Origin of the sequence: Rhizobium sp. BIGb0125, assembly GCF_024810055.1 — a bacterium.
In the GTDB taxonomy this organism is placed as follows: Bacteria; Pseudomonadota; Alphaproteobacteria; order Rhizobiales; family Rhizobiaceae; genus Agrobacterium.
Genome location: NZ_JANUDV010000007.1, coordinates 227,372 through 254,015 on the forward strand (window position 1 = coordinate 227,372; position 26,644 = coordinate 254,015).

Below are 26,644 nucleotides of genomic sequence, written 5' to 3' on the forward strand. Positions count from 1 at the left end.
AGGAGAACTGCAATGAACTGGAAATGCTTTACACTCACCGCCATTCTCGCTGGTACAGCCCTTGCGACGCCTGCCGCTGCGGATCAGCTGGATACGATCATGTCCAACAAGGTTTTGCGTTGCGCGACCTTCGCAGACGTTGTTCCTTTTGCTGCTCCCGATCCAAAGACCCGCGAAATGGCTGGTTTCGACGTTGATCTTTGCAATGCCATTGCCAAGGAACTCGGCGTAAAGGCTGAGGTCAAGCCTGTGTCGGTTGAAGCCCGCGTACCAGAGGTCAAGCTCGGCCGCGTTGATATCACGGTTGCCAACCTTGCCTATACACAGAGCCGCGCAGAGCAGATCCAGTTCAGCGATCCCTATTACCTTGCCAAGGAAATGTTGATCGTGCCGGTTGATGATGCCGGTCAGAAGAAGGCCGACTATGAAGGTCAGCGCGTTGCCTCCACCAAGGGCTCGACCTCTGAAATGTCGATCAAGCTCAACAAGTCCGATCCTTTGACCTTCCAGGACACTGCGTCTGCCTATCTCGCCGTTCAGCAGGGTAAAGCCCGTGGCATGGTTGCCAACACCATGACAACGACGAAGTTTGTCAACGAATCCAAGACCAAGGGCAAGCCAATGCGCATGATTGAGGAGCCAATGCTCTATCAACCGATCGGTATTGGCATGGCCAAGGACAATCCAGCTCTGACAGCCAAGATCAACGAAGTGCTGAAGAAGCTCGATGCAGACGGCGAGATCAACAAGATTTGGGACAAGTGGCTTGGCCCGAATACCGAATACAAGATGACCCGTACCGACAAGGTGGTTCCACTTTCCGAACTGAAGTTCGACCCGATTCCTTGATCCTGCCGGGCTAAGGCCCCTCAGCATCCATTGAAACACACACATCAACATCAATGCGAGCGGCGGGACGTTCCCGCCGCATGCCTTACCGTGGGAGGTTTTTATGATCCACATTAAAGATATCGCAGAACGGCCAAGCAAAGAAGACATCGAAGCGCTTTCGAAGTTCTCGCCTGCAACCATCCATGAGGCACAGGGTCGTAAAGGTGCACTTTCCTCCCGTTTGAAGCCTGTCGACTACAAGATGAAGCTGTGCGGCCCTGCCTTCACGGTGAAATGCGCCCCGCGCGACAACATCATGCTGCAGCTGGCCATCAACTATGCCAAGCCCGGCGACATCATTGTTGTTTCGGCTGGTGAATATGAAGAAGCCGGTTCTTTCGGTGACGTGCTGGCCAATGCCTGCCTGGCAAAGGGTATCGGCGGTCTGGTAACGGACACCGGTGTGCGCGACACACTGCAACTGCGCGACCTTGGTTTCCCGGTATTCTCTCTCAGTGTCTGCATCAAGGGCACTGTGAAGGAAACGATTGCAGCGGTGAATGACAGCATCATCGTTGGCGGCGAAATCATCAATCCCGGCGATATTATCGTTGGTGATGCCGATGGTCTGGTTGTCGTGCGCCGTGAAGACGCCCAGGAATCGGCGCGTCTGTCGCAAATCCGCGAAGATGCCGAAGCTGGTTACATTGAAGCCTACAAGCAGGGCAAATCGGTTGTCGAAGTCAGCAATCTCGAGGCCGTGTTGAAGGCCAAGGGTCTGGTTGTCGATATCTGATCATGTGGTGTTGCGAGGCAGATCTGCTGTTTCGCGCCATCGCCAGTGATCCCATGAGAAAAGAGGAACGGTGTGCTGGGTGTCCGATACCGTTCGTCCCTTGAATGAAATGACACCTCCTTTTAAGGAACAAGGTCTGATGACGTCTCGACTATTTGATTTGTCCGGTTTGCGTGCCTTGGTGACGGGTTCGTCGCAGGGGATTGGACTGGCTTTGGCGCAGGGTCTTATCGAGCATGGTGCATCTGTTGTGCTGAATGGCCGTGACAAGGTGCGGCTTGGCGAAGCGGCGGCAGCGCTGAAGGCTGAAACGGGCGTTGCTGTCGATACGGCAGATTTCGACGTGACGGATGCTGACGCGGTCAAACGTGGTGTCGAGGCGATCGAGCGGGATATCGGACCGATCGATATCCTGATCAACAATGCCGGCATGCAGTTCCGCTCACCGCTGGAGGATTTTCCAGCTGACCGGTGGGAACAGTTGCTGAAGACCAATATCTCCAGCGTGTTTTATGTCGGTCAGGCGGTGGCGCGTCACATGATCAGCCGTAGTCGCGGCAAGATCATCAACATCGCCTCGGTGCAGAGTGAACTGGCCCGTCCGGGGATCGCGCCCTACACGGCCACCAAGGGTGCTGTGAAGAACCTGACACGCGGCATGTGCACCGACTGGGCCAAACATGGCCTGCAGATCAATGCGATTGCGCCGGGATACTTCAAGACACCGCTCAATCAGGCACTGGTCGATAGTGAGGAGTTCTCGTCCTGGCTTGAGAAGCGCACACCGGCTGGCCGCTGGGGCAATGTCGATGAGCTGGTGGGCGCGGCTGTGTTCCTGTCGGGCAAGGCATCGTCGTTTGTGAATGGCCATACGCTTTATGTCGATGGCGGGATTACCACCAGCCTTTGAGTTTTGGCCCGTGAGCCAAAGAGCCCTTTTTGACATCCCATGATGGCGGTGATGGCGGATGCATGCCCATCGGCCATGACCACTGACCATGCCCACCGACCATAACCGCGTGAGCGGTGTTTATCTTTTGGAGGAAACCATGAGCAAACCGGACATTCTGATGACGGGTCCATACCCGGAATGGGATCAGGTGGAGTTGGATGCACATTATACGGTGCACAAGCTGTTTGAAGCCGCCGACCGCGATGCATTCCTGAACCAGCATGGCGACAAGATCCGTGCGATTGCCACCCGTGGTGAACTGGGTGCGTCTGCCGAACTGATCGGCAAGCTGCCGAAGCTCGAAGTGATCTGCGTCTACGGTGTCGGTTTTGATGCGGTTGATCTGGCAGCCTGCCGGGCTCGCGGCATTCGCGTTACCAACACACCTGATGTGCTGACCAATGATGTGGCCGACCTTGGTGTGGCAATGATGCTGGTGCAGTCACGCGGCATCATCGGCGCAGAGACCTGGGTCAAGGACGGAAGCTGGGCGGAAAAGGGCCTTTATCCGCTGAAGCGCCGCGTCTGGGGCCGCAAGGCCGGTGTGCTGGGACTTGGCCGTATTGGCTTTGAAGTCGCAAAGCGCCTCAAGGGCTTCGACATGGACATCGCCTATAGCGATGTCGAGGCAAAACCCTATGCGGATGGCCTGACCTATATTGCCGATCCGGTGGAACTGGCCCGGCATGCCGACTTCCTGTTCATCACACTGGCAGCCTCTGCTGTCACCCGCCATATCGTCTCAAAGGATGTGATTGCCGCACTTGGACCTGAGGGCATGCTGATCAACATCTCGCGGGCCTCGAACATCGATGAGGAGGCACTGCTGGAAGCACTGGAGAACAGGACGCTCGGTTCGGCAGCGCTTGATGTGTTTGAGGGTGAGCCAAAGCTCAATCCACGTTTCCTGCAACTCGACAATGTGCTGGTTCAGCCGCACCATGCGTCTGGAACCATTGAGACCCGCAAGGCCATGGGCAAGCTGGTACGAGACAATCTCGCCGCGCATTTTGCCGGGTCTGCCCTGTTAACACCTGTTCTGTGAGAGAAGCCATGAAAGCCGTCGTCATACATGCCGCCAAGGATTTGCGTATCGAGGAGAGAGACGTCGAACCTGTTGGTCCGGGTCAGGTAGAGGTTGCCATTGAAGCGGGCGGCATTTGCGGCTCTGACCTGCATTACTACAATCACGGTGGTTTTGGCACCGTGCGCATCCGCGAACCAATGATCCTCGGCCATGAGGTGGCCGGTACGATCAAGGCGCTGGGTGAGGGTGTCTCGGGGCTTTCCGTGGGCGATCGCGTTGCGGTCTCGCCAAGCCGTCCGTGCAATGACTGCGAATATTGCCTGAAGGGGCAACAGAACCACTGCCTCAACATGCGGTTCTATGGCAGTGCCATGCCGATGCCGCATATCCAGGGCGCGTTTCGCCAGAGACTGGTGGCGCAGGCCTGGCAGTGCCACAGGGTAGAAGAGGGTGTCTCGATCCATGAAGCGGCGATGGCTGAACCCTTTGCCGTCACACTGCATGCGGTAACACGGGCCGGCGCCCTGACCGACAAGCGGGTGCTGGTAACCGGCTGCGGACCCATTGGAGCGCTGGCGATCATTGCGGCACGGGCACATGGGGCGCGTGAGATCGTGGCGACCGACGTAATGGATGCGGTACTGAAGAAGGCACTCGGCGTTGGTGCTGACCGGGTGATCAATGTTGCCGACAATGCCGATCAACTCTCGGCCTATTCTGCCAACAAGGGATATTTTGACGTTCAGTTCGAAGCGTCGGGCAATCAGAGCGCTGTGCGGGCAGGTCTTGAGGTTCTTCGTCCACGCTCAACCGTTGTACAGCTTGGGCTGGGTGGTGATGTGTCGATCCCGCAGAACATGGTTGTTGCCAAGGAAATCGAGATGAAGGGCACGTTCCGGTTCCATGAGGAGTTCGGGCTTGCGGTCGACTTCATCAACAAGGGCCGTGTTGATCTCAAACCACTTCTGACCGCAACCTTTCCGCTCAGCGAAGCCGTCACCGCATTCGAAACAGCAGCAGACAGAACAAAGTCAATGAAAGTCCAATTGGCGTTTTGATCCGCCAAAGAAGAAACACGGTCAGGCAGATGGCATGACCTTGTGCAACACAAGCTTCCCCGTGCCTCAATGGTCACGGGGAAATGCTGATCAACGGTCGATAAATCGTGCCTTTTTGTTTTTCCGGCGTTGCCGACGTGACGGCTGCGATTTCTAAGAAAAAATTCCTGACAAACTGTACCGCATCATCCATTTGATCCAATTGCATGAATCCGGTCTGGACCATCACGGCATCATTATTTTGACCACAGGAGGTTCATTGCCCCCGATTGACTCATGACAGCAATAGGAACAAAAAGAGAACAAATAAACTTTGCCCCTGCAAGATCATTGAGAGGATCGCATTCGCGCCATGTCGGGAATAATCGCCAATTCCATGCTGTCCGGGCTTTGGGAGCATATTGAGCGTCTCGAAGGCACAACCATGCGCAAACGGCAGGTTCTGCCGTTCGGGGTTCCGGAGATTGATGACAGATTGCCGGGAGGCGGACTGGCACTGGGTGCGCTGCATGAAGTGGCCGGTCACGGCAATGGTGCGGTGGATGGAGCCGCGGCTGCGGTGTTTGCCGCCGGTATTGCGGCGCGCACACGCGGCAAGGTGTTGTGGTGTGTGACCCGCGCCGATCTGTTCGCGCCGGCCCTTGCTCAGGTGGGGCTTGATCCAGGCCGGGTCATCCATGTTGAAGCCGGGGATGAGAAGATGCTGCTTGCCTGTTTCGAGGAAGGGCTTCGTCACGGCGGGATTGGGGCCGCGATTGCCGAGGTCACCCGGCTTTCCATGGTCGCATCACGCCGGTTGCAACTGGCCGCAGAACAGTCGGGTGCGATTGGTATCGCCATTCGCCGCTGGCGCCGCCAGAGCGAGGCGGAGGATTTTGGCCAGCCGACGGCTGCGATCACGCGCTGGCGTGTTTCGGCAGTGCCGTCTTCGCCATTGCCGGTCGCCGGTATCGGCCGCGAGCGCTGGTTGCTCGAACTGATCCGGGCACGGGCAGGGGAGTGTTTCGATCTCGAAGTGGAGAGTTGTGATGGTCAGGGTTGTATCGCTGTACCTGCCCCGTTGGCCAACAGACCGTCTGAGACGGCTTTCGGGCACCGCTACGCCGCCAATCGATAAACCACTGGTGCTTGCTGGCCGTGATGGCCGACGTCGTTCTGTTGCGGCTCTCGACGCCAATGCCAGCAAGCTCGGACTGTCTGTCGGCATGGCTTTGGCCAAAGCGCAGGCGCTGGTACCGGGACTGGTTGTTGTGGATGCGGATAGTCGGGGAGATGGTGATGCGCTTGAGCGACTGGCCTTATGGGCGCTGCGATTTTCTCCTGTTGTTATGGTTGATCCGCCGGATGGGCTGATTATCGATACGACCGGTGCAGACCATCTGCATGGTGGCGAAGCTGTGATGCTGACGTCGATGGTCCAGCGGTTCGCAGCTGCCGGACTAGAAGCGCGTGCGGCGATTGCTGACACAAGAGGGGCGGCGCATGCTTTTGCGCGCTTCACGACCAAAACAACCCTTGTTGTGCCGCCGGGGGAAAGCTTGCCATTGCTTCGTCGTCTGCCGCTTGCAGCCCTTCGTCTGGAACCACAGACCGTAGCAGGCCTGCAGACGCTTGGTTTTGAGCGGATCGGTGATCTCATTGACCAGCCAAGGGCACCGCTCACCCAGCGCTTTGGACCGGAAATCGGCCGGCGTATCGATGAAGCCCTTGGTCGTTCGGCCGAGCCCATAGATCCAATCCGTTCGCCGGACCTGCCGCAAGCGCGGCGCGTGTTTGCAGAGCCGATCGCTGCGGCAGAAACCATTGCCCGCTATACGGAAAAGCTGGTGATAGCCTTATGCGCGGATATGGAAACCAAGGGGGTTGGCGCGCGCCGTATCGACCTTCTTTTTACCCGCGTTGACAACAGCATACAGGCGGTTCGAGTTGGTCTGGCCCAGCCGGTTCGCGATGTGAAGCGCCTTACCCGATTGCTGTGCGACAAGATCGAAACGGTTGATCCTGGTTTCGGTATCGAGCTCATGACGCTGGTCGCTTCGGCTGCCGAACCGCTTGAGCATCGCCAGGCCATATCCTCGCTGGTGGAGGAGGCCGAGCCTGACATGTCTGATCTAGTCGACATCTTGGCCAACCGTGTCGGTGCACAACGCATCTATCGTTATGCCTCGGTCGAAAGCGATGTGCCGGAGCGTTCGGTCATGCGGGTTTCGCCGTTCTCGTCGCAGCCGACTGCGGGCTGGAAGGGAAGTTGGCCCCGCCCACCACGGCTTTTACAGCATCCCGAACCGATCGATACAATGGCGCTGCTACCCGATCACCCGCCCGTGTCTTTTGTCTGGCGGGGAATGCGACGGCGTGTGCGGCGCGCCGATGGTCCCGAGCGGATTTTTGGCGAGTGGTGGAAACGCGACGCGGAAATGATTGCTGTCAGAGATTATTTTCGGGTTGAGGATGATGCTGGCGAGCGGTTCTGGATTTTCCGGGCGGGCAATGGCGAGGATGCCGATAGCGGCTCACATGATTGGTTTCTGCATGGGATCTTCGCATGAGTAACCTGCGATATGCCGAACTTCAGGTGACCAGCAATTTTTCCTTCCTGCGAGGGGCATCGTCTTGCGAGGAATTGATTGCAGAGGCGAAAGAACTGGGCATTGAGGCGTTGGCGATAACGGACCGTAATTCGCTGGCTGGCATCGTGCGTGCGCATCAGGCTGCCAAGGACACTGGTCTTCGACTTGTCGTCGGGTGCCGGCTTGATCTTGCCGATGGCATGTCGATCCTTGCCTATCCGACCAACAAAGCAGCCTATGGCCTGTTGTGCCGCCTTCTCAGCCTTGGCAAACAACGTGGCGGCAAGGGCAAGTGCCATCTGGAATGGGCTGATGTCGTTGCCTATGGCGACGGTTTGATTGCTGTTCTTGTGCCTGATGTTGCTGATGATGTCTGTGCTCTTCGTCTTCGTCGGCTGCGCGAGAGTTTTGGCGACCGCGCCTATATGGCGCTGACGCTGCGACGCAGGCCAAATGACCAACTTCGGTTGCATGAACTTGATAATCTGGCGGCAATGAGCCGTGTGCCAACCGTTCTCACCAATGACGTCCTGTTTCATCATCGCGAGCGACGGATACTTCAGGATGTTGTGACGGCCATCCGGCATAACGTTACGATTGATGAGCTTGGCCACCGGCGGGAGCATTTCGCCGATCGTTATCTGAAGCCGCCAGAAGAAATGCTGCGGCTTTTTCCAAGCTATCGGGAGGCGCATGCCCGCACGCTTGAAATCGTCAAACGCTGCCAGTTCAATCTCGATGAGCTTTCCAAACAGTATCAGTATCCGGAAGAAAAGCTTTTTCCGGATCTGACACCGCAGCAGTTGTTGGAAAAATACACATGGGAGGGGGCAACTAGGCGTTATCCCGATGGTCTTCCGGACAAAGTTCGAGCCAGTCTTGAATATGAACTTAGGCTCATTCATAAGCTCGAATATGCCGCTTATTTCCTGACTGTGAATGCAATCGTTCGGTTTGCCCGCTCCAAGGATATTTTGTGCCAGGGACGAGGGTCGGCCGCCAATTCTGCGGTCTGTTATGTCTTGGGAATCACGTCCATTAATCCTGTCGACAGTAACTTACTGTTTGAGCGGTTCGTCTCAGAAAATCGCAATGAACCACCGGATATTGATGTCGATTTTGAACATGAACGCCGGGAAGAGGTGATCCAGTGGGTATATGATACCTATGGTCGGGATCGTGCGGCTCTTTGCGCAACGGTTATACGCTACCGTGCCAAGGGTGCGTTGCGTGATGTTGGCAAGGCCATGGGCCTGACCGAAGATCTGACAAAAACCTTGTCCTCACAGGTGTCGGGCTGGTCGGAAGGAGTAGAGGAAAAACACGTCCGAGATATCAATCTCAACTGGGATGACAGGCGGTTGAAGATCACTCTGGATCTTGCTCGTCAATTGATCGGTTTTCCCCGCCACTTGTCGCAACATCCCGGTGGTTTCGTATTGAGCCGCGATCCGCTTAATGAACTGGTGCCCATCGAGCCTGCGGCAATGGCTGACCGGCAGGTGATCGAATGGGATAAGGACGATATCGACATCCTGAAATTCATGAAGGTCGATGTCCTGGCTTTGGGCATGTTGTCGTGCCTGCGCCGCTGCTTCGACTTTCTACGAGAAGATAAGGGTATTGATGAAAATCTTGCGAGTATCCCTCAGGGCGATGAAGCCACCTATGACATGATCTGCAAGGCTGACACGCTGGGCACGTTTCAGATCGAAAGCCGGGCGCAGATGTCGATGCTGCCAAGGTTACAGCCCAAAGAATATTATGACCTTGTCATTCAGGTGGCGATTGTCAGACCCGGGCCGATCCAGGGTGACATGGTGCATCCCTATCTAAGGCGCAGGCAGGGGAAAGAAGAAGTCAGCTATCCGAGACCTGAATTCGAAGAAGTTCTCAGCAAGACATTGGGCGTTCCGCTTTTTCAGGAGCAGGCCATGCAGCTCGCCATCAAATGTGCCGGTTTTACCCCTGGAGAAGCGGACCAGTTACGCCGGGCAATGGCCACATTCAAAAACACCGGCACCATATCCACCTTTGGCATCAAAATGATCAATGGCATGGTGAAGAATGGTTATGACAGAGAGTTTGCGGGAAAAATATTCCGCCAGCTTGAGGGGTTTGGTTCCTATGGTTTTCCTGAAAGCCATGCGGCAAGTTTCGCACTGCTGGCCTATGCCTCTTCCTGGCTGAAATGCTGGCACCCGGATGTCTTCTGTGCGGCACTGATCAATTCGCAACCGATGGGGTTTTATGCGCCGGCACAGATCGTTCGCGATGCCCAAAACCATGGCGTGGAAATCCGTCCTGTCTGTGTGAATGCCAGCCGCTGGGATTGCACGCTTGAATCACGTGATGGCAATGATGGGCGCTTAGCGGTTCGGCTTGGTTTGCGGATGGTCAAAGGGCTTTCCAACAATGATGTTGGACGGCTGATTGGTGCTCGAGCCAACCAGCCCTTCGTGTCTGTCGATGATCTGTGGCAGCGATGTTCCATACCTGCCTCCGCATTGGTTGAATTGGCAGAAGCGGATGCTTTCCGGCCATCATTGGGTCTTGCACGCCGCGACGCACTCTGGGCGATCAAGGCATTGCGCGATGAACCACTGCCACTGTTTGTGGCTGCCGCAAGACGGGAAGCGGTATCCGTGGCGGAACAGAATGAGCCGACTGTCGCTTTGCGATCAATGCCAGCGGGCGGTGAGGTTGTTGAAGACTACAGTCATGTCGGGCTGACCCTGCGTAACCATCCAGTCAGTTTTTTGCGGGCCGATCTTGCAAGGCGGAGAATTCTGGCCTGCGCGGATGCGGTGGCGTCTCGTGATAAACAATGGGTCGAGGTTGCCGGGATCATATTGGTGCGCCAGCGACCCGGATCGGCCAAGGGTGTGATGTTCATCACTATCGAAGACGAAACGGGTGTTGCAAACGTCGTGGTCTGGCCCAAGGTGTTTGAGAAACAGCGCAGTATCGTCCTAGGTGCCAGCATGTTGGGCATCAAAGGTTATATTCAGCGGGAGGGGGAGGTGGTTCATGTCGTTGCCCGTGAATTGATTGATCTTTCACATGATTTGGCAAGTGTTGGAGAACGCGGCGAGCCATTTCCCCTGCGGCATGGGCGCGGGGATGAGTTCCATCATGGCATGCCGCCGCCGGATCCAAGAGGCCAGCCAAAATCGGGCACCATCCTTACGCCTCACAGCCATCGGGGTGAAATCCGGGTCAAGACGCGCGACTTCCGATAGAACCTGGCGTTGCTTGCCCTGCAATGGCGACTCTGTTAGCCCCAAGGTTGCCGTATACGGATTGGAACAGCATGACTTCACAACTCGACTTCTTTGCATCGTCCGGCAAAACTGCAAGCGTGAGCATTGGCAGGTCCCCGGCGCGTGCGCGGGGACGACAGGAAGAGGTTCCAGTCGATAGCGAGGCCATGGCCCGACATCTCGAATCCACCGGTGATTATCGCATTTTGCGCAAGCTTCAGGCGCCGCCGATCGTTAAACATCCGCGCCCGGAATTCCCGCGTCGTGGCATTATTCTCGATACGGAGACAACCGGTTTGAATTACCGTTCCGATGAGATTATCGAGATCGGGCTGGTGGCTTTCACCTTTAACGATGACGGCCAGATCGGCGATGTCACGGATATTTATGGCGGTCTTCAACAGCCGAGCGTTTCGATACCGCCAGAGATTACACGGCTGACAAGGATCACCGACGATATGGTTGCCGGCCAGGTGATTGACCGGGATCGTATGAATTCTCTGATTGAACCGGCTGATCTGATCATCGCGCATAATGCCGGTTTTGATCGGCCGTTCTGTGAGGCCTTTTCACCGGTTTTTGTTCATAAGGCCTGGGGCTGTTCGGTCGCTGAAGTCGATTGGTCGGCACGGGGTTTTGAAGGTAGTAAACTGGGGTATCTGATTGGGCAATCGGGTTACTTCCACGATGGGCACCGTGCCGTCGATGACTGTTTTGCCCTCCTTGAAGTGCTTGCCTTGCAGCGCGCACCCGCCGTGACCACACCGTTTTCGGAACTGCATGCCGCCAGCCAGTTGTCCCGTGTTCGTATCTATGCCGAAAACTCGCCCTTCGACATGAAGGACCATCTCAAGGCACGCGGTTACCGGTGGTCGGATGGCTCTGACGGTCGACCGAAATCCTGGTGGGTGGAATTGCCGGAAGAGAAATTCGACGAGGAATTGCATTTCCTGCGGAACGAGATTTATCGCTGGGAGGCCGATCCTCCCATTCGGCGTCTAACCGCTTTTGATCGTTTCCGGGCAGGCTGAGACAGGTCAAAGACCTGTCTTGATAACCACCTTGCCGTGGCTGGTGCGCGGTTTGCGCAGATAATCCCAGGCTTTTATGTACTCTTCCATCGGGTAGACCCGGTCAATGGAAGGTTTGATGCGCCCGTCTTTCAGATGCTGATAGACAAAAGCCTTGCCGCGCGCGCACATGTCAGGATTTTCAACGTAGTTGAACAGTGAATAAGGCTGAAAGGTCGCGTTTTTCTGGAACATGTCCTTCATTGATAAGACTGGCGGCTTGGTGTCGAGCGTGCCGTAAAAATAGATGCGCGCGTCTCGGGCCAATGCCGGACTATATTGCGCAATCATGGTTTCGCCCACCGGATCGAAGGCGGCATCGATGCCCTTGCCACCGGTCATTTCCAAGAGTTGTTCAGCAACGGATGGGCCTTTGCCATCGGTAACGACAACATGGTCAGCACCCTTCGTTTGCAGGTAGTCGCGATTGGCCGCAAAGCGCGTCGTGCCGATCATAGTCGCACCTAGAATGCGTCCAATTTCCAACGAGGCAGTTCCGGCTGTACTGGTTGCTGCCGTCGCCAGCACGTGATTGCCAGCTCCCACCTTTGAGATTTCGGCCAGCGGAAAATAGGCCGTCATATACTGCATCCAGATGGAGGCGCTTTCCACAGCCGAAAGTCCATCTGGTGCAGGTGTTACGTAGCTGGCATCAATGATCAACGTCTCGGTGCTCGCGCCGCGCTGGTAATAGAAGTAGGGCAGGGTGCAATAACGATCGCCGATTGCGATCCCTTCGACACCATCTCCCACCGCTTCCACAATGCCCGCAGCTTCCATGCCGATCCTGGCGGGAAAGTCATGGAAGCTGAAGGAGTAATTGTCCAACATCAGATCCATGTCGCCCCAGTTCAGGGCAAAAGCCTCGACCCTTAGCCTGATCTCTCCAGGTCCCGGCTGTTCGACGGGGACATCCACGAGTGAAAGCCCCTGATAACCGGAATAGCTGTTGATGACCCAGGCACGTGCCATGGCTTTTGTCCTTCCTGTAAAACGATGTCGGGATCAGGCCTTCGTTGTGTGCAGATCACGTGGCAGCGAGGAGAAAATCTCCGGGCCATCGGCGCGCAGGATGACGATGTCTTCCAGACGAATACCGAAACGGCCGGGCAGGTAGATGCCGGGTTCGATGGAAAAAACCATACCTTCTCCGAGCACCGTTTCCGAGGTGGCAGTGATATAGGGTGGCTCATGGCCATCAATACCCATGCCGTGACCGGTACGGTGCACGAAATAAGGGCCATATCCGGCTTCGGTAATAACCGAACGTGCCGCGGCATCGACCTCTTTTGCTTTCACGCCAGGGCGGGCGGCTTTGATAGCGGCCTGAACTGCCTTTTCGACAATGGCATGAACTTCTGCATAACCTTCCGGCGCCTCACCAACCACGGCCATGCGGGTAATATCGCTTGGGAAACCATCCTTACGACCGCCAATGTCGATTACGACAGCATCACCCTTTTGGATGATCCGATCACCGGTGTGGTGATGGGGAAATGCACCATTGCCGCCAGCACCGACAATCCAGAATTTTGGATCAGCACCTTCCGAGGCAAAATGTGCACGGATTTCTGCGGCAACTTCGTTTTCGCTGAGGCCTGCACGCAGCGTGGCGAAGGCCTTTTGCATGGCGCGGTCGGCGATGCCAGCATTCATTTTCAGCTTTTCATATTCGCTGGCATCCTTGCGCATGCGCAACCCGCCGAGGGTCGCCGGTGTGAACTCGCTTTTCGTGTTGTCCGGCAAGGCATGCAGCAGCAAAAGAGCAAAATCGGCGCGCATGGTTTCATCCAAGGCGACCACGCCAGGCGCAGTGGCGCCGATGGCTTCAAGCGCTTCCTTCAGCGCCTTGTCCGGTCCCTGGTCGTCACTCCAATTGAAGAAAGATATGTCGGTATGCTCGCGAGTGCCGTCCGCATTGAGGGCCGGCATCAAAAATGCTTCCTTGGTTGGCGAAACCAGCAGCAGGCAAGGCCGCTCATCTGGCATTGGGTGAAAGCCCAGCACCCATTCCATATGTGAACCGGGGCCAACGGCCAGCAGTCCCGTACCCGTTGCCTTCATTTGTGCGCGCAAGGCGGAAAGCCGGTTTTGTGTCTGGTTGCCCATTATGTGTGTCCTCCTAGTTTGCCGCAATAATGATACGGCTGCCAAAGGCGGGTTCGTCACTGCCAAAGGCATCAAATTTTGCCATTTCCGTTTCTGATGGTGGTTCGCAGGACCATTTGCGCCCCGGTCCCCAACCGCATTGCTGTTTGAGAAGGGCGGCATATTCTGCCCGTTTCAACGCTGCAATCGACGGATCGATTACCGGTACACCGAGCTCTTTTTCAAGCTCTTTGTAGAAACCGATTTCCATGGTGCAGCCAAGGATGAGTGCCTCTGCATAACCTTCTTCAACGGCCTTGCGACCCGCCTGTTTCAGTCGGCGTGCCGTCTCGTCATGGTCTTTCTGGAAATCATCGACACCAAGCCCGACCTCGTAAAATCCGGCAAGACGTTCGTCATGGCCGTATTCCACGACATTGGCGTGCATCTGGTTTACCCATTTGCGTCGGCCGACAATAATACCGAAGCGATTAACGAGGCTGGCGGCGATCTCGCAGGAAGCCACACATGGTGCTGTGATGATCATGTCACCCGAAATTTCGCGGGCGTCATGCAGGGCCGTGTCGTAAAAACAACCGATGGCAAGCGCGTCAAAACCTTCCTGCGCGGCGGCTCTGACCGCCCGCATGATGCCTCTGGTGACCAGTGCCTCGTAGGTCCGAAACTCGATATGCGAAAAACCGTACTGGTCTTTCGGCAAGGCGGTTACATGCACCTCAGTGCCCGGCAGTTTATGGTCACGTGCCATCTCCGCAAAGATGGCATCGACCTCAGGATTTGCGGCAACCGGATTGAGGTACATGATCTTGAGAGGTTTGTTGGTCATGGCGCGTCCTCAGACCTTGTAACCATGAACATCGGCGGCCCGTTCAGGCGTAATGAAGCCATTGCGAATATCTTGCGCGACCAGTTCCGGATCACGTTCTTTCGGGTTGCCCAAGCCGCCGCCGGTACCGGTAATGATGCGGATTACATCATCCTTGTCGACACGAATGCCGGATGCATAGGCGTGACGTTCCTGTGCGCCATCCTTGCGCATCACAAGGGCATAGTTTGCCGTTCCTTCATTGCCGCCATCCAGCGACCACGGCATGATGCGTGAACGGGTATAACCGAGTGTGAGAAAGGAGTTATCGCGTCGAATGCGGTAATCGATGCGAATGCCGTGGCCGCCTGACCATTTGCCTTCGCCGCCCGGTTCGGTGTTCAACTCCATGCGGTCGATGATGAGACCGTTGCGGGCTTCGGAGATTTCCGCTGGGCAATTATAGGTCTCTCCATGCACGCCTGAGAAGATGGCGCTGTTACCGTCGCGGCCTTCTCTGGCACCCCAGCCACCAATCTGAGGTTCAATGATGGTGTATTGCCGGCCGGTATCCGGGTGAATACCGCCGATGAAGGTTCCGGCGATGGATGAGAAGTGACCAGAGGGTAACTTGCCCGGCATATGTGGAGCAAGGCAGCGCCAGACCAGATCGTAAACGCGAATGCCGACTTCGTAATAGAAGCCAACGGCGGCCGGTTCCTTGGCATGGAATACGGTGCCTTCTTTTGTCAACACTTTCAGCGGACGGAAGGAGCCTTCATTGGCCGGTGAGGCAGGGTCGGTAAGCGCCTTGAAAATGACCTGCATGCTGACCAGCGTGTCATCGCGTCCGGCGTTGAACGGGCCATTGTCCTGATCCGGATTATCGCGCAAATCTACAATGAATTCATCGGCCGAGACGGTGATGGAAACATTGAAGAAACGTCCGTCATCCTGCTCTTCCGAAAGTGAGTAGGTGCCGTGCGGCAATTTGGCCAGTTCGGCACGCGATACCTGTTCCCCGAAATTCATGAACTGCACCATGGCCGCTTCAAAGGTCGAAACGCCGTATTTGACCGCCAGTTCTTCAAGCCGTTTGGCGCCGATGCGAACCGAGGCGATTGCCGCCCAGAGATCGCCTTCCAGAAAGTCCGGCATGCGGGAGTTGGTGGTGATGATCTCGAAAACCGGACGGATGGGCTGGCCACGGGAAATCATCTTGATGGCAGGCAGGCGTAAACCTTCCTGGAAAATTTCCGTTGCCTCCGACGACAAGGATCCCGGCGCCATGCCGCCAATGTCGGAATTGTGGGCAATGTTCGCTGTCCAGGCAATGATCCGCCCTTCGGAGAACACCGGCATGACAACGATCAGGTCGTTGAGGTGGGTCACGCCGCCGTAATAGGGGTCGTTGGTGATGAAAACGTCACCGGGTTCAATATCGCCGGGCTCGGAGAACTTCTGAACAACGAATTTTACCGACTTGTCGAGAACTCCGATGAAGCCCGGAATACCTGCTCCGGAAGAAGCCAGATGGCCCTTGGCATCGGTAATGCCCGTGCCCATGTCCAAAACTTCGTAGATGATGGAACTCATCGCCGTTTTGCGCATGGCGGCAAACATTTCGTCAGCCGTGGCCTGCAATGAGTTCTGAATGATTTCAAGCGTGATGGGGTCGTGGATTTGTTCTGCCATGTCCAACTCCTTCAGGCGCCAAGATGGATGTGAATGTTGCCGAAACCATCGACCTCGACGCGATTGTCGGGATGGATGACGATGGTGGTGCCAGGATCTTCAATCACGGCCGGGCCTTTCACCTGCATGCCGGGCTGCAATTTTGTGCCGTCGTAGATCGTAGCGTCGTGAACACCTTCCAGAGCGTAATCGACTTTGCGGGTGCTTTTGGTAGCTGGCGATGCGTCGCTGTCGCCAAGCGGCTTTTCCTGCATCTTCAGTTTGCCAACCTCAGCAAAGGCCACGAGGTGAATGCCGACCAGCTCCACCGGTGCCTTGAGACGATAGGTGTATTCACGCTCATAGGTTTCGTGGAAGTCGGTTTCGATCTCTTGCAAGCGTGCCTGCGTGATCGTGCCTCCATCGATCAGAACTTCCGTCGTATGTTCCTGGTTCTGGTAGCGGAACTTGCCATAGCGCAGGAACTTGACCTTGGTGGCGTCGATGCCTTCGGCGGCAAACTGCTCCTTTGCCAGCGTTTCGCTTTCGCCGAACAGGTTTTCGATCATTGCCGCAGCACCATCTTTCAGGTCGGCCAGCTTCGTCACGAAATAATCGCGGCGCAGATCGGACATCATCATGCCCCATGCGGAGAAAACCGATGCACCTGCCGGAATCACAACCTTTTTGACGCCCAGTTCCATGCCCAGTGCCACGGCATGCATGGCACCGCCGCCGCCAAACGCCACCAGGGTGAAGTCACGCGGGTCGAAGCCACGGTTCAGCGACACCAGCTTCAGCGCGTTGACCATGTTGTTGTTGGCAATACGGATAATGCCACGTGCTACCTCGTCGGCAGATACGCCAAGCTTACCGCCAACGGCATTCAGCGCCTTTTCAGTCGCGGCCATATCGGCCTCGACCAAACCGCCGCAGAAATAATCACGGTTGATACGTCCCAGCCAAAGATTGGCATCCGTTGTTGTCGCTTCCGTGCCGCCGCGGCCATAGGCCGCAGGTCCAGGCATCGCGCCTGCCGATTTCGGACCGACATGCAGCTTGCCGAAATCATCTACCCAGGAAATCGAGCCGCCACCGTTGCCGATTTCCACGAGGTCGACGACCGGTACCATGATTGGATACCCGGCGGAGGTGCGGTCGCGCTCGATCCAGTAATCGGTCATGATGCGGACCTGACCGCCTTCGATCAGCGAGCATTTTGCCGTCGTGCCACCGATATCAAGTGCCAGCACATTTGGTTCACCAATTAGCTTGCCCAGTTCTGCGGCACCCCAGAAACCGGAGGCAGGGCCCGATTCAACCATGGTGATCGGGATTTTAGAAACCGAATCTAGCGAATCTACGCCGCAGTTGGACTGCATGATAAACAGGTTGCCATCAAAACCCTTGGTTTTCAGGCCATCGTTCAGCCGTTTGAGATACCGTTCGGCGGCTGGCTGCACATAGGCCGACATAACAGTGGTGTTGCTGCGCTCATATTCGCGCCATTCACGGGTGATCTGGTGTGAGGAGACGACCGCCACTTCTGGCCACAGCTTTGCGATCTCGGCAATAACAGCCTGTTCATGCGATGGGTTGGCATAGGAATGCAGGAAGCAGACGGCGATGGCTTCAACGCCATCATCCCGGAAAATCTTCAAAATCTCCGGCAGTGAGGAAAGATCAAGCGGCGTTACTTCCTCGCCTTTGTAGGTAAAACGTCCCGGCAGTTCACGACGCAGATAACGCGGCACAAAAACTTCGGGCTTTTCATAATGCAGGTTGAAAAAGTCCGGGCGGTTGCCGCGGGCAATTTCCAGCGTGTCACGGAAACCTTCTGTGGTGATCAGGCCAACTTTGACGCCCTTGCGCTCTGTCAGCGCGTTGATGACAACGGTGGTGCCGTGGGCAAAAAAATCCACGCTGGCAGGATCAATGCCGCCCTTGTCCAGAACATTGAGAACACCCTGTTCAAAGTTGGGAGGAGTGGTGTCCGACTTTGCGGTGGTGATGGTTGCTTCACCGGTTGCGTGGTCCGTTTCGAAGCAAACGAGATCGGTGAACGTGCCACCGACATCAGTCGCGACGCGAATGGTTTTTCCGCTCATATCAGTGTGCTCCAGCCTTGTTCTGGGTGTGAAGAAGCATGCAAATGGTGCCCGGCAATTTCAGCGCTTCAGCTGCAGCCACACGCTCTGGCGTGTAAAAACCGGTTTCATGCAGGCAGTTGAGGGTGCCGATAACATTGCCGTCGACGATGATCGGCACGTTGATGACGCTGCCCAGGCCGAGCGATTTGATGATCTCGTGGTCATCGAAAACTGTGGCAATGTCTTCGATCGTGTTGGCGACAAAGGTCTGCTTCTGCTTGAGGGTAATTTCGGACCAGCGGGTTTCATTGTAAGGTTTGGTACCTGAAACGGGATAGACATCTGGCAGGCCGGAATAAACGCGCTCGGAGTTTTTACCCACGGTGTCTGCGGTCATGATGGTGAAGAGCTTTGCGCCGACAAGCTTTTTTGTCAGAGCTTCCAGCGCCACCATGGCCTTGTGTGGCTGATCTCCAGCTTCAGCGAGTGCGGCATTGAAATCGCTATAGTCAGTCATTTGCATTTTCCTGCTCCATTAGGCGATCGCGCAGGGCCGCTTCATCGCGGCTGACGACCGGAACTGCGCCGATAAGCCGGCGTGTGTAGGCATGTTGGGGATTGGTGAAGATGGCGTCCGTGCTGCCGATTTCGACGATGCGGCCTTTTTCAAAAACGGCGACACGGTCTGCAATATTGCGCACCACGGACAGATCGTGGGTAATGAAGAGGTAGGTCAAGCCACGCTTGTCCTTCAGCTCTTTCAAGAGTTTCAGCACGCGTGCCTGTACAAGCACGTCGAGTGCGGATGTCGGTTCATCCAGAACGACCAGTTCCGACTGGCAGGCCAGCGCACGCGCAATGGCGACACGTTGGCGCTGGCCACCGGACAGGGCCGATGGAGACCGTTTGCGGAAATCTTCCGGCAATCCGACTTCTTCCAGCAGTTCACCGGTGCGTTTGTCCCGTCCGGACTTGTCGCCGATATTGTGAACGTCGAGAGCCAGTCGCAACGAGGCGCCAATGCTGCGGCGTGGATTGAGCGATGAGAGGGGATTTTGCTGCACAAGCTGAATGTTCTGCCGATGTGTCTGCGTCCGTTTTGCCGGAAGCGTCTCGCCTTTGAAGGCAACATCACCTGACGTGGCCGCATAAATGCCTAAAATGATGTTGGCGATCGTGCTCTTGCCGGAGCCAGATTCACCAACCACAGCCAGGCATTCTCCGGCATTGACGTCGAAGGAAATATTTTCCAGCGCCGTGACGTCTCGGCCGGCGACATTGAAGGTTTTGGAGATGTTGCGAACGGATAGAAGCGCGCTCATGCAAGAAGCTCCTTTTCGCTAAAGCCTTCATGCGCGATGAGCGGCGCACTGAAATGCGCGGGATCGTCATCGATGTCGGGAATACCGCCGCCGGTGATGCGTGGAACGGCAGACAGGAGAGCGCGCGTGTAAGGATGGCGCGGATTATCAAACAGGGTTTCGGTCTTGCCCTGCTCGACGATGTTACCCTTGTAGATGACGTAAACCCGGTCTGCAAATTCCCGCACAACACCAAGATTGTGGGAAATGAACAAGACCGACGTATGGTGTTTTTCCACCAGCTTACCCATCAGTTTCAGCGTCTGGGCCTGTACGGTCACATCAAGTGCTGTTCCCGGCTCGTCAGCCAGAAGCAGGGCAGGATTGTTGGCAAGCGCCATGGCAATCATCACACGCTGGTTCATGCCACCGGACAGCTGAAAGGCGTAGGAATCCAGAACCCGTTCAGGTTCGTTGATGGCCACATCTGCCAGTGCCTGAAGCGCAAGTGCACGGGCCTCGGCACGTTTGACATCAGGCCGTGCGCGTTTGAGAACTTCGTGAAACTGCACCTCGATGGTGTAGACCGGGTTTAGCGACGAGGACGGATCTTGAAAGATCATCGACATATCCGTGCCGCGTAACGCCTTGCGCTGGCGTGCAGTCATGGCGTTGAGGTTGCGACCTTCAAACTCCAGTCCGCCGGTGATCTTGGCATTTTTCTGCTCCTGCAGAAGTCCAAGTACGATGCGGGCAGTTACGGATTTTCCGGAGCCGGATTCACCGACCAGCGCCACCTTTTCGCCCTTGGCGATGTGCAGCGATATGCCGTGCAACACCGCGTTGGTACCGGAAAAGCTCCTGAAACCAAGCTTGAGGTTTTCGATTTTCAGGGTTGGGGTTTTCATTGATCCACTCCCAGAATTTCGCGCAGCGCATCGCCAATCAGGTTGAAACCGAACACCGCAATCAGAATGGCAAGGCCCGGGAATACGGTCAGCCACCAACTATCAGGCAGATATTTTGCACCTTCGGCAACCATCGAGCCCAGATCCGGTGTTGGCGGCTGTACGCCAAGCCCCAAGAAGGAGAGTGAGGAGGCGATGAGAATAACAAAGCCGAAATCCAACGTCATCTTGGTGAGGATCGAGGGTACGCAGTTCGGTAGGATTTCCCGGAACATGATGTGCAGACGCGAGGCGCCGATCACTTCGGCGGCAAGCACATAACCTTCTTCTTTTTCGGATCGGGCAAGGTTGTAGACAAGGCGTGTGTACCAAGGCCACCACATGGCAGTGACCGCGATCATGCCGTTTGTCAGTGTCGGTTCCAGGAGGCCCATCATCGACATGGCAAGAACCAGTGGTGGGATAGACAGGAACACGTCGGTGATGCGCATCAGCACATATTCCGTCCAGCCGCCGAGGTAACCGGCGGCAAGACCGATGGCGACGCCGACCGGAACTGCAATCGCCAGCACCACGATGCCGAGGATCAGCGATACCCGGTACGCATAGATGATGCGGGTAAAGAGATCACGGCCGACAAGATCAGTGCCGAATATGTAGGGCCATTCAGGTGCCTTGTTGAAGTTCAGGAAATCGACGACAGCACCCTGATGTTCGGGGAAGGGCACGATGAAGTCGGCAAAAACCGCCGAGAATACCACCAAAGCCACAAGCATCAGACCGATCAGGGAAAGCGGATTGCGCACAAGTACAAAGAGGGTTTTGCTCATGCTTTCCCCCTTGCAAGGCGAATTTTCGGATTGATGACGGAGACCAGCAAGTCAACGACGAGATTGACGATGAGGAACATGGCGGAAATGATCAGAACCGTGCCGATAATGGCGTTGAGGTCCTTTCGCAAAACCACTGCGACGCCGTAACGTGACAGGCCGGGCCAGGCGTAAACAGCTTCGATGAGGAACGCATTGCCGAGCATGGCCGCAAAATCGAGACCGATGATCGTCAAAGACGGGATCATCGATGGCCGGAAGGCATATTTGCGTGAAATCCGCTTTTCCGGAAAACCATAGGCCTGCGCCATTTCGATATAGGGCTTATCGTAGGTTTCCACCATGTTGGAACGGACCAGACGGGCGGCCTGTCCGATGCCGGAAAGGGCAAGCGCGAAGGCTGGAAGAATGAGGTGCGAAAGGGCGTCAACAAAGGCGTCCGGGCGACCTGCCAGCAACGTGTCGAGCAACAAGAAGCCGGTCACAGGTGCAATGGTGAAACTGTCTGCAATCCGTCCTGCAATCGGGAAAATAGGCAGGTAATAGGCAAAGACGAGCATCAGGATAACCGCCCAAACGAAGCCGGGAGCAGACACGCCGAGCAGCGTTATCAGGCGGATTACGTGATCCACGACGGTGCCACGAAACCGAGCGGACAAAACACCAAGCGGCACACCGAGCAGCACCATCATGATACCTGACACGATGACAAGTTCGAGCGTGGCCGGCAGGAATTGTGCGATGTCGGCTGTTACCGGACGGTTGGTATAAAGTGAAATGCCGAGATCACCGCGCAGAAGATTACCGATGAAATAGCCATATTGCTCGATGAAGGGTGCATCGAGATGCAGCCTTACTCTCAGAGCCTCAACGGCTTCAGCCGTGGCATTAGGGCCGAGCGCAATGCGCGCCGGGTCGCCGGGAATGATCCGGGCTATGGCAAAGATCAGCAGGGACACGCCAAAAAGGACGATAAGCGACGTACCCAGCTTCTTCGCGAGAAGATGCAGGACAGGAAACATCTGTTTTTCTTTCAGAAAGTTAAAGGAGTGCCGGACGGGGGACCGCCCGGCACATCATCTTTACTCGTTCATTTCCATCAGACGGAATGTGAAGCCAAACGCTGCAAGAGGAAACGCCTTGGCAGGATCGGTGAGCGCTGGAACTGACACCTTGGGCGAGGCAGCAAAAACCGAAATCTGATCCTGACCATAAATGGACGGGGCGATGGATTTCAGCTTGAGACCAAGCTCCTGATAAATCTTCGCACGTTCTGCTTCGTCGGTTGTTTCACGGCCCTTGTCGAGCAATGCGTCAACCTCCGGGTCCTTCAGATGTTCTGGCGACATCCATGTGCCGGCAGCGGTTGAGTGATACATGCTGTAAAGCAGCGTATCAGGGTCTCCGGTCATTGTGTTGACGAAGACCTGGCTGATTTCAGGTGTGTTTTCTGCTTTCGTCACCTGTTCGGAAAACAGCGCCCATGGCATTTTTTTGACGTTTGCCTTGATGCCCAGTTGGCTGAAGTTGGCCTGCATCAGCAATGCAAAACGCTCTTCCAACGGCACCTCACCAATCCAGGAGATATCCATCTTGATGTCTTCTGGCTTGTATTTGCACTTGGCCAGATGTTCTTTGGCCTTGTCCAGATCCTGCGCCAGTGTCTGGTCTGCAGGCAAGGCACCCATCATGCCGACCGGAATAGGACCGGTGGCAGCACTGCCCTGCGAGATCGTGTCATTGACGGCCACGATTTTGACGGCGGCGTTGTAATCAAAGGCGTAGGATACCGCGAGGCGGCATTCCACGTCGTCGAATGGGGCCTTGGTGGTGTTCATCTTGACGTAGAAGCCGGATGTACCGCGCTCGGTTAGCAGTTGAGCGCCGCTGGCCGCTAGAGATTTCAGGACTTCCGGTGGCAACCACTGCGAGGAAATTTCATGCTGGCCCTGCGAAATCAGGGTTCTGACGGTTGCCGCCTCCAGACCGTAGCGCAGACGTACCGTGTCTGGGGCTTTGGGCGGCACGCCAAGGAAATAACCGGCATTTTTAGCCATCACGGTTTCTTCCTGCGGATTGTGTGAAACGACTTTGTAAGCGCCGCTGCCTGCTGCATGACCGGAGAGGTAAGCCTGTCCCCAGTCCTTCATGTCGCCTTCGCCGTCACCCAGATTTTCGAGAACAAGTTTCTTGTCGACGATTGGCAGGCGGGTCAGTGCCGAGATGAAGGGGGCGTCCTGTTCGGCGAGCGTAAATTTCACAGTGGTTGCGTCAATCGCCTCAACCTTTTCAACCTTGGTGAACAGGTAGGAAAGGCCAGCACCCAGTGCCTTCATGCGCTCTAGCGAGAACACGACATCGTCTGCCGTCAACGGATAGCCGCTCTGGAATTTGATGTCGTCGCGCAGTTTGAACGTATATGCCGTTCCGTCAATTTCCCAGCCGGTCGCGAGGTAGGGATCGTATCCAGGTTGTCCCTGTTTGGGGATGACCAGCGCATCATAAACATTGAACATCAGGATGGAGTCGGCATAATCGGACGCCTTGGCCGGATCCAGCTCACCCACGGGCGATTCATCCAGCCTTAGAACGGTCTCTGCCTGTGCGTATCCGTAGAGCGATGCGGTAGCAATCAATGCTGCTGATAATAACTTGAAACTGTTTTTCATTTCCTGTTCCCTTTTTTTGTTATGGGCTTTTTGGACTTCATGGGAGGCGTCTTGGAGCCAATGACCGGCTGCTTGGGCGCGCTGCGTCGGCTGGCCGCGCGCGTCACAACAAGGCTGTCGCCGTTGGTGTTGGTATGGTCGTCACCAAAAACATCCATGGTGCAGGTGTGGAAAACCGTCGTTGTTCCCGTGGTGTGGTTCCAGGTGGCGTGGACCCGTGTCGACGGAAAGTGGGCGGAATCGCCTGCTTCCAAAATCATGCGCTCGCCATCAATCTCGATGGTGAGGGCACCTTCCAGCACGAAGAATATCTCTTCCCCCTCATGCGACATCGGCTCGCTTCGATATCCCGGCGGCTCGTGAATGAGGGTGCTGCGCAAAACATTGCCGGGGAAGGCTGCCGACAGGCGCTCATAGGTGACGGCACGACCAGCTTCGCCCCCAAGGCCGTAGGCCTCACGGCTTTCCCGCCGGGTAACCGAGGAGCTGGGTTTCTGCGAGTTGAAAAATGAACCTGCGTCGACTTTCAGCACGCGACATACAGCGACCAGTGAGGTGAGGGAGGGAACTGTAATTCCGCGTTCGATCTGGGAAATGAAACCGACCGAGAATCCTGCCTTATCAGCAACTTCCTGCAGGGTCAGGCCTTGCTCCTTACGGCAAAGGCGCAACCGTTCTCCCAAAGGCTGAATGTCGGCTGCGCTATGCGCAGGGCCGCTTACAGGATTCATTTTTAGTTCCACTCTTTTTTAGTATTACTACAATCAAAGGATTGGAGTGGGTTTTTGTCAAGCATTTTTTAGGCATGCTAAAATTTCAATCTAAAATTGATTTATCGAGTAATGAAAAGCCACTGCCTCAGATGATCCCGACGCTATGAAACAAACCGGTGGATGTGGGTACAGTATTTTTAGTCCACCTATTCATATCTAAAGCATCTGATTTGCTTGGCTTTTATGATGTGCATCTACCAGGCAGAATGCTCTGAATGTTTATGGTTGTCAGTCGATTATCGGCATCACGTGCTGCGGGTGAACTGTTCAAATCTCGATTTCCCAAAGGTCGCTCTCTCAATGGAGTACAACTTATGATGTGTTGTCTGAGTGATGCCGCGTCGGCGTTTAGATATGTGATGGCAGTGGCGGTTTGGTTTTTCTCAGGGTGAAGAGCAATACAGCAGCAAGGCTCGCGGCAACGAGATTGCAGCTCATACCCCAAACGAAGGCAGTGGCGTATAAGCCTTGCTGTTCACTTGGAGCCACGCCGCTCGAAAGCACCGAGCCAAAAAGAATGCCGGTGACTGCAACGCCGAGTGCTGCTCCTGCCTGCTGAAGCGTTGAAATCATGCCCGAGGCCATGCCAGCCTGTCGTTCACTCACAAAACCAAGCACGAGGTTAAGCAGTGGCGTCATGATCATTGCCTGAGTCCCTCCGATAAGGATTAGGACGGGAATAAGATGTGCGATGACCAATCCTGCCCCCGCCACCCACACCTGCATGATCATTGCGGCAAATGACAGGGTGTAAACCAAGGCGCCGACTGCAATTGACAGCGCGCCGAACCGTGCGAACAGGCGTGGTGCGATGATCGACATGACGACGAAGGCAATTGAACAAGGCACAAAAATGCTGCCAGCCTCAAGCGGGTTGAGGCCGAAACCGGTTTGAGCAAGCAAGGCAAAACATAAAAAGAATGACGAAGACGTGGAGTAGATCAACAAAACAAGCACGCCGCCTTTTGCAAAGCGTGCTTGGCGCATGAGTGCCATGTCCACCAAGGGGGCGTGTCCCGACAGTCTTCGTTTTTCCTCATAGTGATAGAACACCAAAAGCAGGGTGATTGCGCAAAGCAGCGAGACACTACTCCAGATTTGCCAGCCATGTGTGGGCATTTCAAGGAGCGGTATCAGCAGTGCTGTCAGACCGAGGCTCACCAAGGCCACGCCCGGCCAGTCCATTTCCGGACGCTGTTGTGAACAGGTCTCCGGGATGTGAAGAGCAGCGAATATGGCAAATATCCCAACAGGCACGTTGATCAGAAAGATTGTTCGCCAGCCGAGATCGAAGACGTTGGCTTCCACCAGCAAGCCGCCAAGGATCTGCCCGGCAATTGCTGCTAGGCCAAGCGTCATCCCAAGCAGGCCAAAGGCTTTGCGTCCAGCATCTCCTGGGAAGTTGATACGGATCGATGCGTAAACTTGCGGGAATAATAGTGCTGCTGCCAACCCCTGGAATACACGCGCGGCAATCAGTATTTCCACGCCTGGCGCGATCCCGCAAAGCAGTGATGCGGTTGTAAATCCAGCCATTCCAGTGATGAATAACCGACGCCGACCGTAGAGATCACCAAGCCGGCCGCCGGTGATGAGCAATACACCAAATGCCAACTCGTAACCTGCAATGATGTAGCCAAGTTCTGACAGGCTTGCACCCAAGCTGGACTGCATAGACGGAATTGCGACATTCACGACGAATAGGTCAAAGATCGTTACAAACCCTGCGAGAAGCAACACAAAAAGCCCGAGCCAAGGCAGAGGCGCTGTGGGATTTCTTCCGGTTTCCGGTTGGTGCGAAACGTGTCTTGTCCTTGTTTCGCTCGTGCAGATTTCAGTGCTCATCTTGCGTCCCTTTGTTGTGACGCGGTAGATGTGGCTCGAATGTGAAGCTGTTACAATTTAACTTATTATACTA

At 55.6% G+C, this 26,644-nt stretch carries 23 protein-coding genes; 9 read left to right on the forward strand and 14 right to left on the reverse strand.

The genetic code is table 11. From position 1 onward, the window contains the following. The first annotated feature begins 12 nt into the window (after positions 1–12). The 5 genes from M2418_RS20260 to M2418_RS20280 all read left to right on the forward strand — a co-directional run bounded on the left by M2418_RS20260 (position 13) and on the right by M2418_RS20280 (position 4,664). Positions 13–849 carry an ABC transporter substrate-binding protein gene (locus M2418_RS20260; RefSeq protein ID WP_259148796.1) on the forward strand — a complete coding sequence of 279 codons (837 nt, stop codon included), beginning with the start codon at positions 13–15 and terminating at the stop codon, positions 847–849. A 103-nt stretch (positions 850–952) separates the two neighbouring features. After that, positions 953–1,627: a 4-carboxy-4-hydroxy-2-oxoadipate aldolase/oxaloacetate decarboxylase gene (locus M2418_RS20265; RefSeq protein ID WP_259148797.1), complete on the forward strand. Its 675-nt coding sequence runs from the start codon at positions 953–955 to the stop codon at positions 1,625–1,627. Positions 1,628–1,766: 139 nt separating this feature from the next. Beyond that, a complete protein-coding gene (locus M2418_RS20270; RefSeq protein ID WP_259148798.1) occupies positions 1,767–2,537 on the forward strand; it encodes an SDR family oxidoreductase in 771 nt (256 codons plus the stop codon). Positions 2,538–2,676: 139 nt separating this feature from the next. Further along, positions 2,677–3,624: a 2-hydroxyacid dehydrogenase gene (locus M2418_RS20275; RefSeq protein WP_259148799.1), complete on the forward strand. Its 948-nt coding sequence runs from the start codon at positions 2,677–2,679 to the stop codon at positions 3,622–3,624. Positions 3,625–3,632: 8 nt separating this feature from the next. Beyond that, positions 3,633–4,664 (forward strand): L-idonate 5-dehydrogenase, encoded by a 1,032-nt coding sequence (locus M2418_RS20280; RefSeq protein ID WP_259148800.1) that lies wholly within the window; start codon positions 3,633–3,635, stop codon positions 4,662–4,664. Positions 4,665–4,737: 73 nt separating this feature from the next. Here M2418_RS20280 and M2418_RS20285 read toward each other — a convergent pair whose 3' ends face one another. Continuing rightward, a complete protein-coding gene (locus M2418_RS20285) occupies positions 4,738–4,890 on the reverse strand; it encodes a hypothetical protein (RefSeq protein ID WP_259148801.1) in 153 nt (50 codons plus the stop codon). Positions 4,891–5,016: 126 nt separating this feature from the next. Between M2418_RS20285 and M2418_RS20290 the strand changes: the two genes are divergently transcribed. The 4 genes from M2418_RS20290 (at position 5,017) to M2418_RS20305 (ending at position 11,528) form a co-directional block, all read left to right on the forward strand. Further along, a complete protein-coding gene (locus M2418_RS20290) occupies positions 5,017–5,781 on the forward strand; it encodes an ImuA family protein (RefSeq protein WP_259148802.1) in 765 nt (254 codons plus the stop codon). Then, entirely contained in the window at positions 5,693–7,213 is a 1,521-nt protein-coding gene (locus M2418_RS20295) for a DNA polymerase Y family protein (RefSeq protein WP_259148803.1), read from the forward strand. Before M2418_RS20290 ends, M2418_RS20295 begins: the two co-directional genes overlap by 89 nt. Next, positions 7,210–10,476 carry an error-prone DNA polymerase gene (locus M2418_RS20300; RefSeq protein ID WP_259148804.1) on the forward strand — a complete coding sequence of 1,089 codons (3,267 nt, stop codon included), beginning with the start codon at positions 7,210–7,212 and terminating at the stop codon, positions 10,474–10,476. The genes M2418_RS20295 and M2418_RS20300 overlap by 4 nt, the downstream gene beginning before the upstream one ends. A gap of 71 nt (positions 10,477–10,547) precedes the next feature. After that, entirely contained in the window at positions 10,548–11,528 is a 981-nt protein-coding gene (locus tag M2418_RS20305; protein WP_259148805.1) for a 3'-5' exonuclease, read from the forward strand. 6 nt (positions 11,529–11,534) lie between these two features. On the opposite strand, the gene M2418_RS20310 is transcribed toward M2418_RS20305, so the two are convergent. The 13 genes from M2418_RS20310 to M2418_RS20370 form a co-directional block, all read right to left on the reverse strand. Continuing rightward, the gene (locus tag M2418_RS20310; RefSeq protein WP_259148806.1) at positions 11,535–12,539 is read right to left on the reverse strand and encodes a zinc-binding dehydrogenase; all 1,005 of its coding nucleotides are present in this window, start codon (positions 12,537–12,539) and stop codon (positions 11,535–11,537) included. 33 nt (positions 12,540–12,572) lie between these two features. Then, positions 12,573–13,676 (reverse strand): Xaa-Pro peptidase family protein, encoded by a 1,104-nt coding sequence (locus M2418_RS20315; protein WP_259148807.1) that lies wholly within the window; start codon positions 13,674–13,676, stop codon positions 12,573–12,575. Positions 13,677–13,689: 13 nt separating this feature from the next. Beyond that, a complete protein-coding gene (locus M2418_RS20320; protein ID WP_259148808.1) occupies positions 13,690–14,502 on the reverse strand; it encodes an aspartate/glutamate racemase family protein in 813 nt (270 codons plus the stop codon). Between the two features lie 9 nt (positions 14,503–14,511). Beyond that, a complete protein-coding gene (locus M2418_RS20325) occupies positions 14,512–16,176 on the reverse strand; it encodes a hydantoinase B/oxoprolinase family protein (RefSeq protein WP_259148809.1) in 1,665 nt (554 codons plus the stop codon). Between the two features lie 11 nt (positions 16,177–16,187). Next, positions 16,188–18,263 (reverse strand): hydantoinase/oxoprolinase family protein, encoded by a 2,076-nt coding sequence (locus M2418_RS20330; RefSeq protein ID WP_259148810.1) that lies wholly within the window; start codon positions 18,261–18,263, stop codon positions 16,188–16,190. A gap of 1 nt (position 18,264) precedes the next feature. Further along, on the reverse strand, positions 18,265–18,762 hold the full coding sequence (locus tag M2418_RS20335) for a GAF domain-containing protein (RefSeq protein WP_259148811.1): 498 nt from the start codon (positions 18,760–18,762) through the stop codon (positions 18,265–18,267). Further along, a complete protein-coding gene (locus M2418_RS20340) occupies positions 18,755–19,567 on the reverse strand; it encodes an ABC transporter ATP-binding protein (protein ID WP_259148812.1) in 813 nt (270 codons plus the stop codon). Before M2418_RS20340 ends, M2418_RS20335 begins: the two co-directional genes overlap by 8 nt. Further along, positions 19,564–20,454 (reverse strand): ABC transporter ATP-binding protein, encoded by an 891-nt coding sequence (locus tag M2418_RS20345; RefSeq protein ID WP_259148813.1) that lies wholly within the window; start codon positions 20,452–20,454, stop codon positions 19,564–19,566. The genes M2418_RS20340 and M2418_RS20345 overlap by 4 nt, the downstream gene beginning before the upstream one ends. After that, positions 20,451–21,284, reverse strand: a complete 834-nt coding sequence (locus tag M2418_RS20350) for an ABC transporter permease (RefSeq protein WP_250984533.1) — start codon at positions 21,282–21,284, stop codon at positions 20,451–20,453. The genes M2418_RS20345 and M2418_RS20350 overlap by 4 nt, the downstream gene beginning before the upstream one ends. Further along, the gene (locus M2418_RS20355; RefSeq protein ID WP_259148814.1) at positions 21,281–22,306 is read right to left on the reverse strand and encodes an ABC transporter permease; all 1,026 of its coding nucleotides are present in this window, start codon (positions 22,304–22,306) and stop codon (positions 21,281–21,283) included. The genes M2418_RS20350 and M2418_RS20355 overlap by 4 nt, the downstream gene beginning before the upstream one ends. A gap of 60 nt (positions 22,307–22,366) precedes the next feature. Next, positions 22,367–23,953 (reverse strand): ABC transporter substrate-binding protein, encoded by a 1,587-nt coding sequence (locus M2418_RS20360; protein WP_250984535.1) that lies wholly within the window; start codon positions 23,951–23,953, stop codon positions 22,367–22,369. Continuing rightward, a complete protein-coding gene (locus M2418_RS20365; protein WP_192489700.1) occupies positions 23,950–24,684 on the reverse strand; it encodes a helix-turn-helix domain-containing protein in 735 nt (244 codons plus the stop codon). Before M2418_RS20365 ends, M2418_RS20360 begins: the two co-directional genes overlap by 4 nt. Before the next feature lie 390 nt (positions 24,685–25,074). Continuing rightward, positions 25,075–26,571, reverse strand: coding sequence for an MFS transporter (locus M2418_RS20370; protein ID WP_259148815.1), 1,497 nt, complete (start codon positions 26,569–26,571; stop codon positions 25,075–25,077). Positions 26,572–26,644: the final 73 nt, after the last annotated feature.